14 protein-coding genes and 1 tRNA gene are annotated in these 18,515 nt (G+C 67.0%); 6 read left to right on the forward strand and 9 right to left on the reverse strand.

All coding sequences use genetic code 11. The annotated features are described in order from the left end of the window. Positions 1-507 precede the first annotated feature (507 nt). Positions 508-598 (forward strand) — tRNA-Ser (locus ACZ42P_RS13100). Positions 599-1,349: 751 nt separating this feature from the next. Here ACZ42P_RS13100 and ACZ42P_RS13105 read toward each other — a convergent pair. The 9 genes from ACZ42P_RS13105 to ACZ42P_RS13145 all read right to left on the reverse strand — a co-directional run bounded on the left by ACZ42P_RS13105 (position 1,350) and on the right by ACZ42P_RS13145 (position 9,829). Next, entirely contained in the window at positions 1,350-3,305 is a 1,956-nt protein-coding gene (locus tag ACZ42P_RS13105) for an O-linked N-acetylglucosamine transferase, SPINDLY family protein (protein WP_464897976.1), read from the reverse strand. A 178-nt stretch (positions 3,306-3,483) separates the two neighbouring features. After that, the gene (locus ACZ42P_RS13110) at positions 3,484-4,572 is read right to left on the reverse strand and encodes an IS5 family transposase (protein ID WP_464897977.1); all 1,089 of its coding nucleotides are present in this window, start codon (positions 4,570-4,572) and stop codon (positions 3,484-3,486) included. Positions 4,573-4,605: 33 nt separating this feature from the next. Continuing rightward, complete coding sequence (locus tag ACZ42P_RS13115) at positions 4,606-5,025, reverse strand: methyltransferase domain-containing protein (RefSeq protein ID WP_464897978.1); 420 nt, start codon at positions 5,023-5,025, stop codon at positions 4,606-4,608. A gap of 87 nt (positions 5,026-5,112) precedes the next feature. After that, positions 5,113-6,087: a Card1-like endonuclease domain-containing protein gene (locus ACZ42P_RS13120; protein WP_464897979.1), complete on the reverse strand. Its 975-nt coding sequence runs from the start codon at positions 6,085-6,087 to the stop codon at positions 5,113-5,115. Between the two features lie 174 nt (positions 6,088-6,261). Next, on the reverse strand, positions 6,262-6,525 hold the full coding sequence (locus tag ACZ42P_RS13125) for a hypothetical protein (RefSeq protein WP_464897980.1): 264 nt from the start codon (positions 6,523-6,525) through the stop codon (positions 6,262-6,264). 73 nt (positions 6,526-6,598) lie between these two features. After that, positions 6,599-7,105 carry a polymorphic toxin type 17 domain-containing protein gene (locus tag ACZ42P_RS13130; protein ID WP_464897981.1) on the reverse strand — a complete coding sequence of 169 codons (507 nt, stop codon included), beginning with the start codon at positions 7,103-7,105 and terminating at the stop codon, positions 6,599-6,601. Beyond that, entirely contained in the window at positions 7,102-9,210 is a 2,109-nt protein-coding gene (locus tag ACZ42P_RS13135; RefSeq protein ID WP_464897982.1) for an AAA family ATPase, read from the reverse strand. Before ACZ42P_RS13135 ends, ACZ42P_RS13130 begins: the two co-directional genes overlap by 4 nt. Before the next feature lie 6 nt (positions 9,211-9,216). Continuing rightward, positions 9,217-9,480 carry a hypothetical protein gene (locus ACZ42P_RS13140; RefSeq protein WP_464897983.1) on the reverse strand — a complete coding sequence of 88 codons (264 nt, stop codon included), beginning with the start codon at positions 9,478-9,480 and terminating at the stop codon, positions 9,217-9,219. Between the two features lie 25 nt (positions 9,481-9,505). After that, entirely contained in the window at positions 9,506-9,829 is a 324-nt protein-coding gene (locus tag ACZ42P_RS13145) for a hypothetical protein (protein ID WP_464897984.1), read from the reverse strand. Positions 9,830-10,296: 467 nt separating this feature from the next. Here ACZ42P_RS13145 and ACZ42P_RS13150 point away from each other — a divergent pair, with 467 nt between their 5' ends. From ACZ42P_RS13150 to ACZ42P_RS13170, 5 genes are read left to right on the forward strand one after another with little or no spacing between them, the layout of a single operon-like run. Further along, positions 10,297-11,928: a Cas10/Cmr2 second palm domain-containing protein gene (locus ACZ42P_RS13150; RefSeq protein ID WP_464897985.1), complete on the forward strand. Its 1,632-nt coding sequence runs from the start codon at positions 10,297-10,299 to the stop codon at positions 11,926-11,928. Then, entirely contained in the window at positions 11,925-14,183 is a 2,259-nt protein-coding gene (locus tag ACZ42P_RS13155; protein WP_464897986.1) for an RAMP superfamily CRISPR-associated protein, read from the forward strand. The genes ACZ42P_RS13150 and ACZ42P_RS13155 overlap by 4 nt, the downstream gene beginning before the upstream one ends. Further along, positions 14,180-15,643: an RAMP superfamily CRISPR-associated protein gene (locus ACZ42P_RS13160; protein ID WP_464897987.1), complete on the forward strand. Its 1,464-nt coding sequence runs from the start codon at positions 14,180-14,182 to the stop codon at positions 15,641-15,643. The genes ACZ42P_RS13155 and ACZ42P_RS13160 overlap by 4 nt, the downstream gene beginning before the upstream one ends. After that, complete coding sequence (gene csx19 / locus ACZ42P_RS13165) at positions 15,640-16,233, forward strand: type III-D CRISPR-associated protein Csx19 (RefSeq protein WP_464897988.1); 594 nt, start codon at positions 15,640-15,642, stop codon at positions 16,231-16,233. Before ACZ42P_RS13160 ends, csx19 begins: the two co-directional genes overlap by 4 nt. Next, positions 16,230-18,515 (forward strand): TIGR03986 family type III CRISPR-associated RAMP protein, encoded by a 2,286-nt coding sequence (locus tag ACZ42P_RS13170; protein ID WP_464897989.1) that lies wholly within the window; start codon positions 16,230-16,232, stop codon positions 18,513-18,515. The genes csx19 and ACZ42P_RS13170 overlap by 4 nt, the downstream gene beginning before the upstream one ends.

Consider the following 18,515-nt stretch of genomic DNA (forward strand, 5'->3'; position numbering starts at 1 on the left):
TGAGGAACGGTTCAAACAGGAGAGATGGCTGAGTGGTCGACAACGGGCGCAGCCCGTTGGGTGGAGGCTAACCCGGCGCAAGCCGGGTTAAGCGCGCAGCGCGGGCCGGAGCCAAAGCGCCGGGGAGAGGCGCGGGGTTAAAGACATCCCGGCGGTTCAGACATAACGAACGGTTCAAACAGGAGAGATGGCTGAGTGGTCGACAACGGGGGCAGCCCGTTGGGTGGAGGCTAACCCGGCGCAAGCCGGGTTAAGCGCGCAGCGCGGGCCGGAGCCAAAGCGCCGGGGAGAGGCGCGGGGTTAAAGACATCCCGGCGGTTCAGACATAACGAACGGTTCAAACAGGAGAGATGGCTGAGTGGTCGACAACGGGGGCAGCCCGTTGGGTGGAGGCTAACCCGGCGCAAGCCGGGTTAAGCGCGCAGCGCGGGCCGGAGCCAAAGCGCCGGGGAGAGGCGCGGGGTTAAAGACATCCCGGCGGTTCAGACATGACGAACGGTTCAAACAGGAGAGATGGCTGAGTGGTCGAAAGCGCCGGACTCGAAATCCGGTATGGGCCTCGTGCTCATCGTGGGTTCGAATCCCACTCTCTCCGCCATGCTTCATTCCCAGCAGCCCTGAAAGAGCGGGCGTCCTGATCGAGGTCATCCAACGGCCCTGACGGGGATCTGACCTCACGGGCGCGGTCTGCGCCGCTTTTCCCGACCAGCAGCATAGGGTGCGCTTTCTCGGCCGGGCGCCAAAAAAACCGGCTCTCTCGACCCTGGCCATCTCGCTGACCAGAATGCGGGAGGTGTCGCCCGCACCATCCAGGCAGGGCCGGACGGGCTGCTGTCAGAGAGGCCGTTTCCACCCGCACTCCCATGGGGCCGATCGCTTCCTGTCAATGTAGCGGCGTCATATGCCACCAGCGGGGCCAAAACAAATTTGGCGAACGAGGAGATTCAACGGGGTTGCTCCGGGAGCGGCGTGGGCGGAGACTGACAGCTTGACTATAAAGTAAAGACCTGACCCCAGCCCATGTGCAGCTCCACCCCTGCGGGAAGTGCTTTGGCCCTGTGGGAGGCGCTTTAGCGGCGACCCCTGGATTTTCACCCCCTCCCCCTCGACGGGGGAGGGCCGGGCCGGGGGTGAGCATGGGGTAACTGCCGCGACCGGTGGCTTGACTATAAAGTAAAGACCTGACCCCAGCACCGTGACAGTGGCTTGACTATAAAGTAAAGACCTGACCCCAGCACCGTGACACAGGGGACGTGTCATGGTGTCAATCTAGCCGCGAGGCGCTATAAAGTAAAGACCTGACCCCAATACTTTACATGACCCCAATACTTTACAATACTTTACGCGGGTCATGCCCCTATTTGTCCCTGCACCATCTGCTCGTACGCGTGTTCGAGATTGCGGCAAAATTGCTCCACAAGACAAAGCGGTGAGGTACGCATCCGCTCTCGCAAGCTGAAACGAAGCTCCTGCAGACGCTTAACGTCGCCAGCAAGTTCTGCCGCAGTCCGCACATATGCGGAGCAGTCCTGCGCGATCCACTCATCCAAGCCCAAAGCGTGCAAGAACCCGGCGCTTTGCCTACCGATCATGCTGTCACCTTTCATGGTTACCACCGGCACGCCCATCCACAGCGCTTCGAGCGTCGTCAGGCCGCCGGTAAATGGAAAGGTATCGAGGGCCACATCGACGCAGCCATACTCAGCCAGCATTGCCGGGTGATCCGAATGGCCGAGAAGAATGAGTCGGTCCCCTGTCACGCCATGTCTGGCAAACTGTTCACGCCAGTAGGACTGGGCGCTGGCGTCGTCGAATACCTTTGCCTTGAGCAGCAGGCGGCTCTTGGGCACCGTGCCAAGAATCCCTGCCCACACCTCGATAACCCCCGCGTTGACCTTCTCCATTCGATTGAAACTACCAAAGGTGATCTGGCCAGCATCCGCGGCCGGGGGCCCTTTAGGCGCAGGCGCATAGTCTGGCGGTAGATAGCAGAAGCGAACATCCGGCAGGCGCCACAGCTTCTCTACGAAAAACACATCATCCTCCGGAGGCGTGCAATAAGGATCGCCAATCACGTAATCCACTGTGGCAAGTCCGGTGGTATCGAAATAACCCAACCACGAAACTTGAATAGGCGCCGCTCTCCGGGCAAAAATTCCCAGGCGATTGCCAGCGGTATGGCCCGACAGATCGACCAGGATATCAATCCCGTCGCTCTGAATGAGCCGACACGCCTCAGAGTCGTCCAGTCCCACGATGTCACGCCACACGCATCGCCTATGGATGCGGCGGGTGACCTCATCCGTTTCTTCGCCATTCGAATAGCAAAACACGTCGAAGCGTTGCCGGTCGTGGCTGGCCAACACTGGCTCAAACAGAAAGGCAACTGCATGCTGGCGGAAATCTGCGGAGACATAGCCCACCCGCAGCGGTCGGTGAGGAAAAACCGGATGGCCTGGCACAGCGGGCGCCGGGCCGAGCACGCGCAGACCCCAACTACGATGCGCTTCGAACAGGTCGGCAGGAGTCATTGCTGGATCGTAGTGCAAGGCATGCAGCAGGTTGGATTGCGCCACGGCATTGGCGGGGTCGAGTTCAGTGGCCGTTCGATAGGCGGCGATAGCCTCCGTCGGACGACCCAGGCGCATCAACGCGTTACCAAGATTCGAGGCGGCAGCTGCGCCACCCACGCCCAGCTGTAACGTCTCGGCGAACAGTTTAGCGGCCTCGGTATAGGCATGGCGCTGCATCAGGGTGTTGCCAAGACCAAGCCGCGCCAGCGGATTCGTTGGGCTGAGCGCGTAGGCCCGACGGTAAACAGCCTCCGCAGCCTCGAACTCTCCCTGCAGCCGCAACACCAGCCCAAGGTTGCAAAGCGCCCGCGTGTCGTCGGGACGGATCGCCAGCGCCTCTTCATACTCAGCTCTCGCCGCGGCATGGGCGCGCCGGGAAAGATACAGGTTGCCCAGATTGATTCGGGCGTCGGTAAAGCCGGGGGCTAATTCCAGCGCCTGCCGATAGGCGCGCTCAGCCTCCTCCGGCTGGCGGGCGGCCACCAGCGTGTCCGCCAGGTTGTACCAAGCTCCCGCAAAGGCCGGACTCGCGGCCACCGCCTTACGCAGCCAATTGAGCGCCTCGGGCAGGTTACCCTCCTCCCGCCACGCGAGGCCGAGCAAGTGCATGGCATCGGCGTTTAGCGGATCGGCGGCAAGCACGGCATAACAGGCAGCCTTGCACTTTCGGGTATCCCCCTTGGTCAGGGCGCGAAGCGCGCGTTCCAGCTGGCGTTCGATTGGATTTGTCATGAATTGCGAGCGAGTACCCGTGGGTTAACAGGCCGTTGAAAAAATCCCTACCGAAGCGGCCACCTGCCCGTTGGCGTTGTCCCGAAGCCGGCGCAAGGCAGTTTTCTCGGCCCCGACAACCGCTTCGGCCCCTCTTTTGGGGGCTGCCCGCCCATTTTGGGCGCAATGACCCCCTGATTTACACATGATGCGCATCCCACCAGCCACTGAGGGAGCCCATGCGCACGAGGTTGTACGCAGCAAAGCACAGCAGCGCCTGGCCCGTGAGCTTCGCATGCCCGATGAGCTTGGTCTTGGCCAGACCCCCCACGGTCTTGATCCAGCCAAACGCTTCCTCGATGCGTTTGCGCACCTTGAGGCTCACCCTGTAGCCTTCGTGCCGCCGGGTGCGGGCATCAATGGCCGAGTGCCTGGCTTTGGCCGCCACGTGCGGGGTCATGCCCAGCTGGCGGCAGCCCTGGACAAAGGCGCGGCAGTCATAGCCCTTGTCCGCCCCGACGGTGATCCGGCGGGCTTTGCGCTTTTGGCGCGCAAGCATCCTGAGTGCGGCCTCGCGCTCTGCCGTGCCGCTGGCATGGGTGATCTCGACATCCACGATCAGGCCGTGGCGGTTGTCCATGAGGATGTGCCCCATGTGACACAGGCGGGACTTGTCGCCCGGGGCTTTCTTGTACAGCCGCGCATCGGCATCGGTCGTGCTGGCGTGGGTGTCGTTGCTGCGGCGCTCACCTTTGAAGTCGACCTCGGCGTTGCGCCCCCCAGTCGGTGTGTGGTCGTCGTCTTTGCGCCTGAAGCTCGTGTGCGAGGCCCAGGCCTCGATGAGTGTGCCGTCGACGCTGAAGTGCTCATCACCGATCAGCTTCGCCCACTGCGCACTGCCTTTGACCCGCTCGAAGAACACGCGGGCGAGCTCTTCGTTGAACAGGCGCTCGCGGTTGGCGCTGAAGGTGGAGTGATCCCACACCTTGTCGTCGATGTTCAGACCCACGAACCAGCGGTAGAGCAGGTTGTAGTCGATGGCCTCCACCAGCAGCCGCTCGCTGCGGATGGAAAAGAGAATCTGCAGCAGCAGTGCCTTGAGCAGCATTTCGGGTGGCACCGAAGGGCGGCCGCGGCGGGCATAGACCGCCTCGAACTCTGCGCTCACGCTGGCCAGCAAGCCACCGACCAGCACGCGCAGCTTGCGCAGCGGATGCTTGGCCGGAACCCGCTCTTCAAGGCTGATGTAGCTGAACATCGCTCCCTGGAAGTTCTGAGTGTCCCTCATCTTCGCTATGTCCTGTCTCGTCGTCGCCGTGGCTCACATGCTACCGTCAGCACGGGCGGTCTCGGGAGGTTTTTTCAACGGCCTGTTAGGACACGGCCTGGCGCGCCTCATGGTAGGGGAGGTAGTGGATGGCACGCTGGCAGACAAGGACATCAATGGCGCCAATGAGGGTGGCGGCAGGTGGGCGCGCAGGCTGCGCATGTCGGCCCGGTGGAACACGACGCGCTCGCGTACGCCCCGCCGTTGGGCCAGGGCCAGGGTCTCCCGTTCGTAGTCGGCGATATCCGCGTTCACGGCGAGTTGCGCCCCTGCCTCGGCCATTCTGACAGCCTGACCACCCTGTCCCCCTGCCACGTCCAGCGCGCGCACCGGGCTGCCGCGTCCCACCAGCAGGCCGATGCGTTCCAGCGCGCGCCGGTCCAGATCGTCGGCACGCTGGACGGCGATGTCCACACCGAAGCCGCCTTTGGCAGCAAGGCGCCGGTCTCCGTAGGGATTGAAGGGGGGGGCGCATCCGCGGTTGCACCTGGAACGGCCGTCTCACCCGTGCGAAGCGCCGGCAAGGGTGAGGGCCAGTGCCCGGCGCAGGTCCAGCAGGGCATGTCGGTCGATGACAGCGATGCGCATTTGTTGCGCACGCGCCTTCACCGGGCCGGAAACCGTTTCCGTGCTGACGAAGATGCCCCGGCCGCGGAGGCCGCCCAACCGGTCCACGAGCTGGGCGAGCTTGTAGATGGCGTCCGCTGCCGCGCGCCCGCGGCCTGCCTGGCCTGTTTTGCATTCGACGATGTGCAGGGTGTTGTCCCGCAGGATGGCGACATCGATTTCGTTCCTTATACAGTCGTCATCGTGGGCGGCGTTGTGGATCACGATCTGGCGGGCGACGTCCTGCAGTTTGCCATCCTGGGCGCCCAGCGCCAGGACTTCGGCAAATACCAGTTCCTCGAGCCATTGGCCTCCCTCGCTGATGTGCCGCGCCCTCGCGCGGGCCAGGGTGTGCGCCGTCCGGCGCGCTGCCGCCACACGATCGGGTTGGGGTGGCGCCCGGCCGGCGGGCTGCTGGGGGTCAATGCGCAGGCCATGGGCGATGACATAGGTTTCCAGCCTGATGCGGTCGGCAACGGGCTGCCCAGGGCCCTCCGGCCGCAGCCATCGGATGCTGTCATGCCGGATATCGACATAGTAGAGGCGGTCACCCGGGCGGTCGAAGACCTCCCACGCGGCCAGGGCCATTGGCTTGGTGCCGCCGGTGATGTTGGCAATCACCCCCTGCGGGTGACGGTCCGCCAGCGCCTGCATTTCCCTGCGCAGGCTGGACAAATCGTAGCCGTCGCTCAAGCGCGTGTATTTCACCGACAGGCCCTCCGTGCGGAGGGCTGCGGCCAGCCAGCCGGCGTGGGCCGTGCGCTCGGGCGCGTGCACCAGCATCACCTCGCGCACGGCAAGCGCCGGATCCAGCAAAGGTGTAAGGCTGGGCACAGGCTGGTCGGAGACAAAACAGATATGGCGCTGCATGGTCCTTTATCCACTTGACTGGCGGTTGGGTTCATCAATCCGCCAAGGTTATCCCGAGGGAGGCCACGGGCCGCACAGCGGGCAGCATCGGCCACGGGCAACGCCGGAGCGCCACCGACCTCCGGATGGCGGCTTGCCCTGCAAGCCCGCGTGGGGCTCGCACGACCGGCCGGTTCACAACCTGCCTGTCAGCATGTCCAGGATCGATTCGACCAGACCCTTGCGGATGCTGATCAAGGCAGCCTCGACCCCGAAGACCCCGTCGGCGGTGGCCGCCTCCATGCGGGCATCCAGTGTCCTGCGCGCTTCGTGGGTCCACTTGACCCACGCCTCCCGAGAGTCGCTGCCCGGAAGCAGCAAGTCTTCCCCGAGGAGATCCTGGAGCCAGAACCGTTCCTCAGGGGCCATGAAAACCCTGCCTTCGTAAACCATCAGCATTTTCTGTTCTCTGTCAATCGACCCGCCGGGACGGCAGCACGTCTTTGCTGGCAGACGGGAACGTCCGGCGCGGTCAGAACACGTCACGGAACCTGGGGGCGGTGTTCCAGGCCACGCCTCCCGGCGCGATGTAAACCACCGCCTTGCCCCTGAAGAGGCCGTTGCGGCGCCGGCCCTCCTGGGAGAGATATTCCTTCCAGGCCACCACGCGGCTGCGCGCATCGAGCACGGGCAGCCATTCGTTGCCGAATGCATCCTGCCAGCCGCCGTTGGGGCCCACCGGCGGGGCGGCGTCGGAAGGCTGCCCGTCGGGCCAGGCGAAGCGGTACAGCCCGCGCGCGGGAAGCTGGCGGTAGTACTCGCCGGCCGCGGATACGGCGGCGGGTGGAGATTCGCCGGCGGGTTTCTTCCCGGTCTTCCTGCGCGCCGGCATCGTGGTTTCGAAGGGTTGCCGGGGTTCGGCCGGCTGCAGCACCTGTTTGGGCAGGGGACGGCGCGCAATGTCGCGCACGAGCTCCGTGGACAGGGGGATCAGCAGGGCCATCAAAAACAGACTGAACAGGCCACGGACCAGGTTCACAGCGCCATTTCCTTTCTGGCTTTGAGGACGTCATCGAGGCTCAGGGACATGGGCGTGTCCCGCAGCACGCTGCGCGCAGCCTCGGAGTTGAGGGCCGTCTCGAGGATGTTTTCCACGACGCTCTGCGCCAGCCCCTGGAGCGCATCGGCCACGCGGGCGGCCCATTCCTCCGGCGGTGCGTCGAGCTTGCGCGCGTGGCGCTCGGCCCAGGCCTGGATGAAGCGGCGCAGGGTCTCGCCGCTCGGCAGATCGAGGCGGATCTTGACCGGAAAACGCCGGAACACCGCCGGATCGAGGGCGTCCAGATGGTTGGTCGCGAGTATCCAGCACACGTCGGGCAGGGGCTCGCCGGCACCGTCGATGATGCGCAGGAGGTCGTTGGTGTGCAGCTTCAGCCCGGAGTAGCTGCGGTCACCCAGGATGTCGTCGGCTTCGTCGATGAAGACGATGGCGGGCCTCAGATCGGAGGCGCGGCGCCGGATGTCCCGGAGCCGCTCCCAGTCGCTGGCGATCTCCTTGCCACTGGTGGAGATGAAAGTCCAGCCGGCCGCCTTGGCCAGCGCCATGGCCATGCTGGTCTTGCCCGTGCCCGGGGGGCCGTAGAAGATGATGCCCTTGGGCACCGTGCCGCCGCGCAGTTCCACTTCGTCCACATGGGCGAAGGTGGCGGCGAGTTCTTCCAGACGCTCCTTCACTTCGTCGTCGAAGTAGAGGTCCCGGAAATCGGGCGCGCTCTCCGGTGGCCCGGCGCGGTTGCCCTGGACATCCCGCAGCGCGCGCATGAACTCCCGCATGCGCACACGCTCGTTGGCCGCGATGCGTGCCGCCCGCCCGGTGGCTTCGAGGATGCGCGGCACGTTGAATCCCGCCCAGCGTCGGGCCAGCCTCTCCAGCACCGCCGGATCCACACTGCGGCCGGCCTTGTTCAGCGCGGCGAGAATGAGTCCCTTGCGGGCCTCCTGGTCGGGCAGGGGCACCTCGATGTGAAAGTCGAAGCGGCCCTCGCGGATGGCAGCGGGATCGACGCGGTCCCTGTAGTTCGTCGCCGCAATGAGCAGCACGCGCCCGCGCCGGATTTTCTCCACGGCGGAGAGAAAAGTGCCGATGATCTTGCCTTCCTCGGAATTGCTGGTGTTCATCTTGGTGCGGTCCGGGAAGACGGAATCGATCTCGTCCAGAAAGAGCACGCAGGGCGCCTGATGCAGGGCCGATTCCAGCAGGTCGTTGAGTTGCTCGGTGGTCTGGTTGACCCAGCGGGAGGCGATGGAACCCACGTTCGCCTTGATGATGCGCAGCTTCAGCTCCCCGGCCAGGGCCTCCGCAAAGGCCGTTTTGCCGGTGCCCGGCTCGCCGTAGAGGAAGATGCCGTTCTTGCCGTTTTTCTGTCCGCCGTTGTCCCACTCGCGGGCTGCGGCGAGAAGCTTGTCCTTGAGCGCCTGGTTGCCCCACAGGGAGGCAAAGGTGAGCTGGGGCCGTAGCGCCACGGTATCGCGGGTGGCCAGCGGCGGTTCCTGCCCGCTGCCGGACGCGGGGGGCGACCAGGCAGCCGCAGACCGCTGGCGGATACCGAACAGGCGCTGCCAGAAGCGCAGCAGAAGAGCCGGCTCGGTCTCTGCGGCCAGGGCAGCGGTGGCGCCGCGCAGGGCGTCCTGCCGCCAGTAGCGCAGGCAGTTGACCACCAGGAATGCCGCGGGCAGCCAGATCAAGGCCGCGAGCAGGTAGTAGCCCGCCATGCCGATGGGCCACCAGGCGGCGGGGTGTGCCGGATCGTAGCGGGCGAGCAGGCCGCCGTTGTGCTTCATGCCCATGTCATGGGGCAGCGCCTCGCGGAAGTAGGGATAGAGGTCCACGGTCAGCCAGACGCCGCACCCGGCCATGACGATCCACACCAGCCGGAGGAAGAAACCCGAGCCGCGGCCGATGTAGATCTGGGTGCCCACCAGTCCCAGCAAAATGGCCGCCGGCACCGCCAGGGCCCCCACCACGCCGCGCACGGTGAAGAGCAGGAATTCCGGCAGACGCACAAGGTGGATGAGCAGGAGCAAGGCCAGGATCCATACCGGCAGGTGGGCGCGGATGCGGCGCGCGAGTTCCGGGTCCTGCATGGTTGGTCACCAGGTGGCGGCGCAGACGAGCAGGGCCAGGATGGGCAGGAGCAACCCTCCTCCCAGCAGCACGGCCCACTCCTCACTCTGCTGCGGACCGAGGATGAACAGGGAAAGGATTTCGGTCAGGGCGATGGCGAACACCACCACCGCCGCAACGACCTTGATCCACGCGCCCAGCGTGCCGGGCTGGGTGAACAGGGCGGCCGGCGCGCCCAGAAAGGCACCCTCGCGGTCCACCGGATCCGAATCCTTTGAAGCGTTCTCCATGTCTGGCCTCCCGCAACCCTCGCGCTCACAGCACCTCGTTCACCGCGAGCTGGAAGAACAGGACCAGATAGCTCACGGGCCAGAAGAAAAACATCTTGAGCTTGCCGCCCACCACGTTGTCCAGCGTGGCGTACATGGGATGCCACTCGATGAGGCGGCGCAGCACCACCCGGTTGAGATAGACGCCGGCGGCAAAATAGCCCAGGATTGCCAGACTGATGAATCCCTCCGAATCGATCACGCCGCCCAGCCAGCCGACCCCGAACACCCCCCCAAGCCAGGCCAGATAGTGCATGACCGCCTCGCCGAGCGGCATCACCTGCTGGCGCGACTGCTGTTCACCGTCCATGTTTGCCTCCCTCGACCCTTTTTTGCATTGACAGAAACCCCCGCGCGCAATGCAAGCAGCGTGCCACTGCGCCTCATTGCGCGCGCCGGGATTCTAGCAGTGCCGCGGCGCCGGAACAGCCATGCAAGCTTGCGGGTGCCCGCCGTCAGACTTCCGACGCTTCTGCCGGATCGCCGACACCGGCGCCCCGCGCACCAGCGGTTCGCCTGCGGCGGCAGGCGCCGTCCGGACGCGGCCGCTGGCCTGGCACACGCCTTGCTGGGCCGGCGCCCGTTGACGGCTCAGGGATCCGGCGTCAGCAGTGACGATGCGGGGAGTGTTACAGGCCAGAACCGGGTCGCGGTTTGCGCAAGTCCTGCGCCCGTCGTATAAATGGCCGCCATCCCGGGCGGCGCGGGCCGCCCGGTCCTGGCACCGGCCCCTGGCCCGGTGGACCCCACAGAAGAAAAACGCTACGGGGAGGAAACATGCCTTGTCTGTCTCTGATAGAGACTTCTGGCAACCAGGCCTATATCTTCGGCACCAACAAGCTGCGCGAGCAGATCGGCGCCTCGGAACTCACCTACCGCGTCGGCACGCGCTGGCTGGGCGCGGCGCTGGGGCTGCGCGCAGCCCATGACAACCCTGTCGAGTGGCGCCGGACCCTGAGGGAAGGCAACGGCCGCCTCGCCGACGGGGTGGAAATCGTGGTAGCCACCTCGGGCAAGGCCATACTCCTGTGCGACGCGCGGGAGCAGGCCGAGAAGCTGATCAGCGACATCACCCGGCGCGCGCTCACCGAAGCGCCGGGGCTTTCGGTCTGTGGCGCCATCGTCGATGTCGCCTCGCGCACGCGGCACGCGGCGAGCGAGGCGATGAAGGCGCTCCATGCCCGCTTCAATGAGCACCGGCAGGCGCTGGGGGTGCAGCTCACTCGCCTGCCCATGCTGCCCCTCGCCGCCACCTGCGCCACGAGCGGGCTGCCGGCCAGCGATTTTGCCAGGGACGAGCTGCTGTCGGCGGCAAGCCTCGCCAAGGTCAAGGCGGGCCCGGACTGGTCCGCGCGGGTCAGGGAGCTGCTGCGTGCGCACGGCGTCCAAACACGCCTGTCCTACAGTCCGGACGACCTCGAAAAACGCTTCGACGAAAGCTATCTGGCGGTGATCCAGGCCGACGGCAACGGCCTGGGGCAGATCGTCCTCGCCTTCGACCAGTGGCTCGACGCGGGCGAGGACTATTTCGCCACGCTGCGCGCCTTCTCCCTGGAGCTGGAAGAGGCGACGGAAAAGGCCTTCGTCGCCGGCATCGGGGCCGCCGCAAAGGCTGCGGCCGAAGAAAGGCATGGGATCACGCCCATCGTGCCGCTCCTATTAGGGGGCGATGATTTGACCGTCGTTGCCGGCGCAAGCGCCGCCCTGCCTTTTCTCACCGCGTTTCTTGCCGCCTTCGAACAGGAGACGGCTGCGCGCCCCACGCTCGCGCGCATCGCCGGCAAGGCGCTGGGTGCCCCGCGTCTGGGCATCTCGGCCGGGGTGGCCTTCGTCAGGAGCCACTTCCCCTTCGCCCTGGCGCACCGGCTTGCGGAAGCGCTCATGCAGTCGGCCAAGAGCGTCAAGGGCAAGCTCAAGAATCCCGCCAACGGCCACCCCTACCCCTGTTCGTCCTTCGATTTCCACGTCCTGATGGATGCCAGCGGCGGCGAGCTCGAGGCGATCCGCCGCCGACGCGTGGGCAACGACGGCTGCCGGCTCTGGGGCGGGCCCTATGTCAGGACAGACCGCGAGCAGCTCGCCGTGTTGGACGAGGGGGCGCGTGACTGGGCGGATCGCCATCATTGGGACCGTCTTCGGTACGCCATCGACGCCATCACCGGCGGGCAGCACAGTGAAGAAGGGGTTCCCCGCAGCCAGCTGCACTGGCTGCGGGAGACGCTGAGCGAGGGTGTCCAGCGGGCCGAGGAGGTGTTCGCCCTCATCGCCAGCCGCTACCGCCCGGCGCGGGAACTTGCCTTCGATGGGAAGGCCCTCTTCGATTGCCGCGACACGCCCCGCACCCTGCTGCTCGACGCCATGTCCCTGGCCGGCCTCAGTCTCGCCATGCCCGAAGAGAGCGCAACATGACGACCTACACCCTCACCGTCACCTTTCTGAGCGACTGGCATGTGGGCGAGGGGGCCGGCAGCCAGGGCTACATCGACCGCATCATCCGGCGCGACCCGCAGGATGGTCTGCCCTACGTGCCCGCGAAGACCCTCACGGGCATGCTGCGCGACGGCTGCGAACGGCTGGCCCAGGCGCTGGACGGCGGGCCATCGGGCCCCTGGGGCCGCTTCGTGCAGGAACTCTTCGGTGGCGAAAGCCGGGGCACGGCAACCGTCGGCCAGACCACACCGGCGCGGCTGTGGCTCACCCCGGCCCGGCTGCCGGCGGCGCTGCGCAGCGCGCTTGCCCGGAAAGAAAACGCCCCGCTCGCCCGGGCCCTGGTAAGCCTGCGCCCCGGCGTGCGCATCGACGACAACGGCACTGCCGCACATGACATGCTGCGCATCGAGGAAGTCGCCTGCGCCGGGGCGGTGCTTGGCGCCGAGCTCACGCTGGATGACAGCCTCGATGGCGACGCCCGCTGCGCCGCGGAGGCGCTGCTCGCCGGCGGCGCGCGCCTCACCGAGCGGCTGGGCGGCAAGCGCCGGCGCGGTCACGGGCGCTGCCGCATCACCCTCGACCACGTCGCGCTGGACAGGGAGCGCCTGCTTACGCCGCCGCCGGCACTGCGGCCACCGGCACCCGGGGCCCTGCGGCTTGCCGGCGCGCACGCCGCGGGTGGGGCGCGGTGGCTGCGGCACCGCCTGCGCCTTGAGCTGCTCGAGCCGCTGCAGATTCCCCTGCGGACGCTGGGCAACTTCGTCCCCACCCGGGACCATGTGCCGGGCAGCCTGCTGCTGGCTGCGCTCGATCCCCTGTTGCGCGCCGCGCTCGGCGCCCATGCCGCGAATCTCACCGCCTGGCTGGCTCAGGGCGCGCTGCGCGTCTCTTTCGCCTATCCCGAGGTGAATGGCGCGCGGGGGTTGCCGGTCCCCCTGTGCCTGGAGCAGGGCAAGCTCGACAAGAAAGACGTGCGCAACCTGCTCGCAGGCCCCGCCCATGACCAGGTGCAGCGCAAGCCCCTGCGCGCCGGCTATACCAGCCCCGGGGCCCTGCCGGAACTGGCTGGCGAGCCGCAGCTTGTGCAGGCCGGGCGGGTGAGCCTCACCCACGCCACCATTGACGATGCCTGCCAGCGGCCCAGCGAAACCGTGGGCGGCGTGTTCACCTACGAGGCCATCGCACCGGGGCAGACGCTGCAGGCGGAAATCCTGCTCGATGCCGCACGCGTGCCGCTGGAGAATCTGGCCTTCCTGAACGGGCGCGAGGTGCGCCTGGGCCGCTCGAAGAAGGACGACTACGGCCGGGTGCGCATCGTCTGTCTGGGGGCCGAGCCCGTGACGGTGCCGGCCGTGGCCGGCGAGCAGGTCACCCTGTGGTTGACTGCGCCTGCCATCCTTCGCGACACGCTGCTCGAGCCCGTGACCGATGCCGAGGGACTGGCGCGCCATGTGGCCCGCCTCTGCGGTGTCGAGGTCAGCCTCAAGGCGGCCTACTACCGCCTGCAGCGCGAGGAGGGCTGGCGCAGCCGCTGGCGCGAACCCTTCCCGACCCAGACGGCGTTTGCCCCCGGCGGCGTCTTCGTGCTGGGCGGTGCATGGACGCCGGAGGCCGTGGCGCGATTGACCGAAGGCCTGGGCGAGCGGCGCGGCGAGGGCTATGGCGAGGTGCTGATCGAACCCGCGCTGCTCAGGCAGGAAAAGCCTCCCACGCAACCCCTTGGCGACGCCGAGGCCGGGAAGCGCACGGACGATGCGTCCTGCCCCGTCTCCGGATGGACGCAGGCGCTCCACCGCCGCGCCTGGCTGGATGCGGTGCGCCAGGCCGCCCTGCGAGACTTCGACATTTGGCGCGAGACGCTTGGCTGGAGCGATGGCTCGCCCGGCAACGCCCAGCTCGGGGCGCTGCGGGAACAGATGCTGCACTACGACCCCGGGCGGTTTGGCCAGTGGCTCGATCACCTGGAAGAAACCGACAGCCGGCGCGACAGGTGGCCGAAGAAAAGTCGTGAGGAACTCGCCCGCTGGAAAACACCGGCGCGGGTCTGGCAGGCCGGAGCAAAGACCAATGCCCTGCCGCTTTTGCCCGGTCACGACCGGGCTGCGCTGCAGAAGAAATTCGAACGGGAAGCGACGCGGCTTTTCTGGCTCACCCTCATTGGGCTGGAGCTCGACCGCCGCGAGCAGGCCGAGGGCGTGCGCGCCGACCTTACAGCCACGGAGACCTCGTCATGAGCCGGAACCTGACCCATCTGCTGCGCCTCACCGGAGAACTGGTCTGCGACAGCCCCATCTGCGTTGGCGGCCTGGATGCCCTTGCGGTCACGGACATGCCGGTGGCGCGCGACGGCCTGGGCCGGCTGGTGCTGCCCGGCACCTCGCTGGCGGGCGCGCTGTTAGAGGCGCTGCGGGTGGAAAAGTCCTGCGACCTGCGCGGTGCGGTGGATGAGCGGCGCGGGCCCAGCAAAGCCTCCCGCGTGCTGATCGAGGACGCCCCAGCGCTCGACGACGGGATCGACACCGAATACTGGGACGGCGTCGGCATCGACCGTGTCACCGGCGCGGCGGCCCGCCGCGTGAAATTCGACCGCGAGGTCATTCCCCAGGGCGCCCGTTTCGAGTTCTGCATGACCTGCGAGGTGGACGACGACCTGGACGAGGCGCGCCGCCTCATGTACCGGGCCCGCCGGCGGCTCGAGCGCGGCCTGAGCCTGGGCGCGGGGGTGACGCGCGGACTGGGCCGCGTGCGGCTCGCCAGGGCGCAGGCCATCGAGATCGACTGGAGAAATGCGGAGGGCGTGCTGACCTGGCTCGAAAAGGGCGCTGCCGGGTTTGCCGACGCTACCGGGCGGTGGCGCAAGAGCGCAGCCGGCGACGAAGACGAGGACGGGCTCATCCTGCGCATCCACTGGCGGCCGCAGCAGCCGCTCATGGTCAAGGCCGGGCGCGAGGGCCTGGCCACCGACATGCTGCCCTTCGTCTCGCGGCTTGCCGACGGCCGTTATGCCCTGACCCTGCCCGGCGCGGGGCTCAAGGGCGCGCTGCGCGAACAGGCCGAGCGCGTAGTGCGCACCGTGCTGGGCCTCGACGCCCAGCCCGGCCGCCCGCTCCACGAAATGGTGGCGGTGGACGTGGTGCAGGAACTCTTTGGCCTGGCGCGGGCCTCCACCCAGTCACCCGAGGGAGACAGCGGCCCGGGACGGGGGCAGCTCCATGTGGCCACCACCTATGCCGCCGAGGGCCAAGCCCGCGAGCGGTGGGACGCCTTCGCCGACGACCCTGCGACCGCCTGCACGGGCATCGCCCGCGCCATGCACGTGGCCATCGACCGCTGGACGGGCGGCGCGGCAGAAAACTTCCTCTACTCTGCCGGCGAGCCTATGGATACCCCCTGGCAGCCCATCGTGCTGACCTACCGTCCCCGCAGCACCGGCAGCGAGGCCCTGCATCTCGCGCTGCTGTGGCTGGTGCTGGAAGACCTGCGCGCCGGCCGCATCGCGCTCGGCTTTGGCAAGACGCGCGGCTACGGCGAGATCGCCATCGAGCGCATCGAATGCGAAGGGGCGCTCGTCACGCGCCTTGGGCTGCCCGCCACGATGGACGGCGCCCGCTCACTGCTCGATTCCCCGCCCGCCGCACTTAAGCAGGCCTGGCAGGCGTGGCTGGCGAACAAGACCCGGGAGCATGCTGCATGAGCACAGTCACCCTATACCGCGCTGGCGGACACGGCCTTACGCTGCCCGACATCCTGGCGCTTGCGCCCGGCGCCGTGGGTTACCTTTTTGCGCCGCAGTCCTTTGCCATCGCGCGCGTGCTGTCCGGAAGCGCGCCGCTGGAGTGGGCCGGGTTCGATCTCGAACTGGACCAGGTCTACGAGGCGCGGCTTGCCACCGAGACGCTGGAACTGCGCTGGCTGCGGGATCCCGCCTGCCAGGCGGGCACGGGCCGGGCGGCGCTGGTGAGCGAAACGCCCCTGCCGGACCTGCCCCTTGGCTGGCGGCAGGAGGCGGACCTTGCGGGACTTGTCCGCCACGATACTCAGCTCCTCCTCGGCGTCCGCACCGGAGAACGGGTGGAAGGGGGATGGGTCGTGGTGGACACCCCCCGCCACGGCCGGCTTGCCCTGCCGTGGGACGGCACGCCGCCCGCGGCAGGGGGACGGATCGCCTGGCGCTGGCGGGAATACATCGGCCCGGCGGCCGCAGCGGCGGGGCAGGACGGCAACCAGACCGTCGTGGCCGCGCGGCTTGCCGGCATGATCAGCATCCAGACGGAGGCGGCATGAGCGACAACACCTTCGAAAACCCGTACAACTTCGTTCCCGCCCCGCCGCGCAGGACCGACCACGCCGAACTGGGCGACCACGCGCCCGCCGGCCACCACCGCTACCATCCGGATCTCGTGAGCGGCACCATCGACATCGAAATCGAAACCGTCACCCCCCTGCTCATCCCGGACGAAGGGCGGGAACAAAACGGGCACAAGACCTTTGGCATCCGCCTCGACGCCCGCGGCGCGCCGATCCTGCCGCCCACCTCCCTCAAGGGCATGCTGCGCGCGGCGTTCGAAGCCGTGACCAACAGCCGGTTGGGGGTGTTTCAGGGCCATGACGAGCGACTCGGTTACCGCCCCGCGGCCTCGAGCAGCTTGAAGTTGATTCCCGCCCGGGTCAGCAACGACGGCCAGCAGCTCGAACTCTACGAAGGCATGAACGACGGGAGCCAGGCGGCGGCCTGGGTGCCGATGGGCTATGGCGGGCGTGGCTGGACACCGCCCGGATACGGAGCGCCATCGCCGAACGATCATGGCAAGCAGGTGTGGGCCTGGATCGAAAAGTGGCGGCATTCGCGTGAATTGCAGCAAAAGTACGTTGAGTTCGACTTCTGGCGGGTGCTCGCATGGGGAGACGACGAGCATCTCGCTTGCCCTGCTGCAACACAGGGACGACCTTATAAAAAAGGTTGCACCGGGGCGCTGGGAGAGCCTCTCGAAAAAGTCCAAGGCTGGCTCTGCATCAACCAGCACAACATGAACAACAAGCACGACGAGCGGCTATTCTTCGTCGCACCCGGAACCGCGCCGCTCAACGAAGCGCTCAGGAAACAGTGGAAAACCCTCATCCGGGATTACCGCGAAGCCAACCGCCGCGAACTCGACAAAGGTGCGCCAAGGCCGTCGGCGCTCAAAGCGCCGTGCGTCTGGTCGCGGCATATCAAGCCCAATGGGCTGCCCTACAGCAGCGAGACGCTCGAGCCGGGCACCCTCTGTTATGCCGAGCAGGACCAGAATGGCCGCATCGTGAGACTCTATCCCGTCATGATCTCGCGCCGGTTGTATTCCCATGCGCCTGCCGAGCTGCTGGACCAAAGCCTCAAACCCGCGCAACGCCTCTGCGAACTCTCCCCCGCCGACCGGGTGTTCGGCTGGGTGAACCAGACGGGCGAGGGGGCGTTCCGCGGACAACTGCGCATCGGGCGCATCCGCTGCGAGCAGGGAACGGCGGCGGTGGAACGCCTTGTGGAAGATGGCGTGCCGCTTGCCATCCTTGCCGCGCCCAAGCCGCAACAGGCCCGTTTCTACGGTGCACGGGACAAAAACGGCACGCCTTTCGCGAACGGGACGCCAAAGGACCAACTCTGGTCCAGCGCCGGCCACGGCCTGCGCGGCCGCAAGGTCTATCCCCACCATGCCGTGCTCGATAGGCTGAACGCGGACCAACGCCAGCGCTATTGGCAAGACAGTGACGGAAAGGTTCAGGAAGTCGCCAGAATCGATAACACGGCCATCTATCGAGAATGGATGCGGCTCGAGAACGAAGGGTCTCGACGCGACGACCAAAACCGTTCCGTCACCGCCTGGGTCAAGCCCGGAACGGTCTTCACTACACGGATCCACGTCACCAACCTTTCTGCGGTGGAGGCGGGGGCGCTTCTCTGGCTGCTCCAACTGCCAGAAAAACACTACCACCGGCTGGGTGGCGGCAAGCCTCTCGGTTTCGGTTCGGTGCGTATCGCAGTTCAGCGGGCGCAGCTTGCCAAGGGGGCAAGCTGGCGGGAGTACTACCGCTCCTTCGGCGGTGAGTCGCTCGGGCAGGTGGATCCCCAAGCGCTGATCGAGGCGTTCAAGAAGGCGGTCATTCAGGCCTATGGAAATTGCCGCATCCAGGAAAAGCGGGCAGGAAGTGATGCGCCGGGCGAATCACCCCTCGCCGCAAAGCTGCGGCAAGCCGGTCTCGGGCGCGAGGATTCAAAGCAGGAAGCGGGTGTCGCGTTCGAAGAGATCACATTCATCCGCGCCTTCCTCAACGCCTGCCGGGGCGGCAGGCTGCCGGTGCACTATCCGCGAACCTGCCCCGCCCCCGATCCCGGCGGCAGGCAATACGAGTGGTTCGTCGAGAACGAGAGACCGAGGGGAGAAAACGGCCACGCCCTGCCGGCTGGGTGGCAAGACCCGCGTGGCCTGCCCTATCGCGGTGGCCAGCAGAGCCGAAGCCGGGGCGGGGAGCGCAACGGGACGCAGACACCCCAGCGCCCTTCCGGCAGGGGTGCTCCCCGTAAACGACGGTGA

The organism is Thiobacter subterraneus (assembly GCF_055379455.1).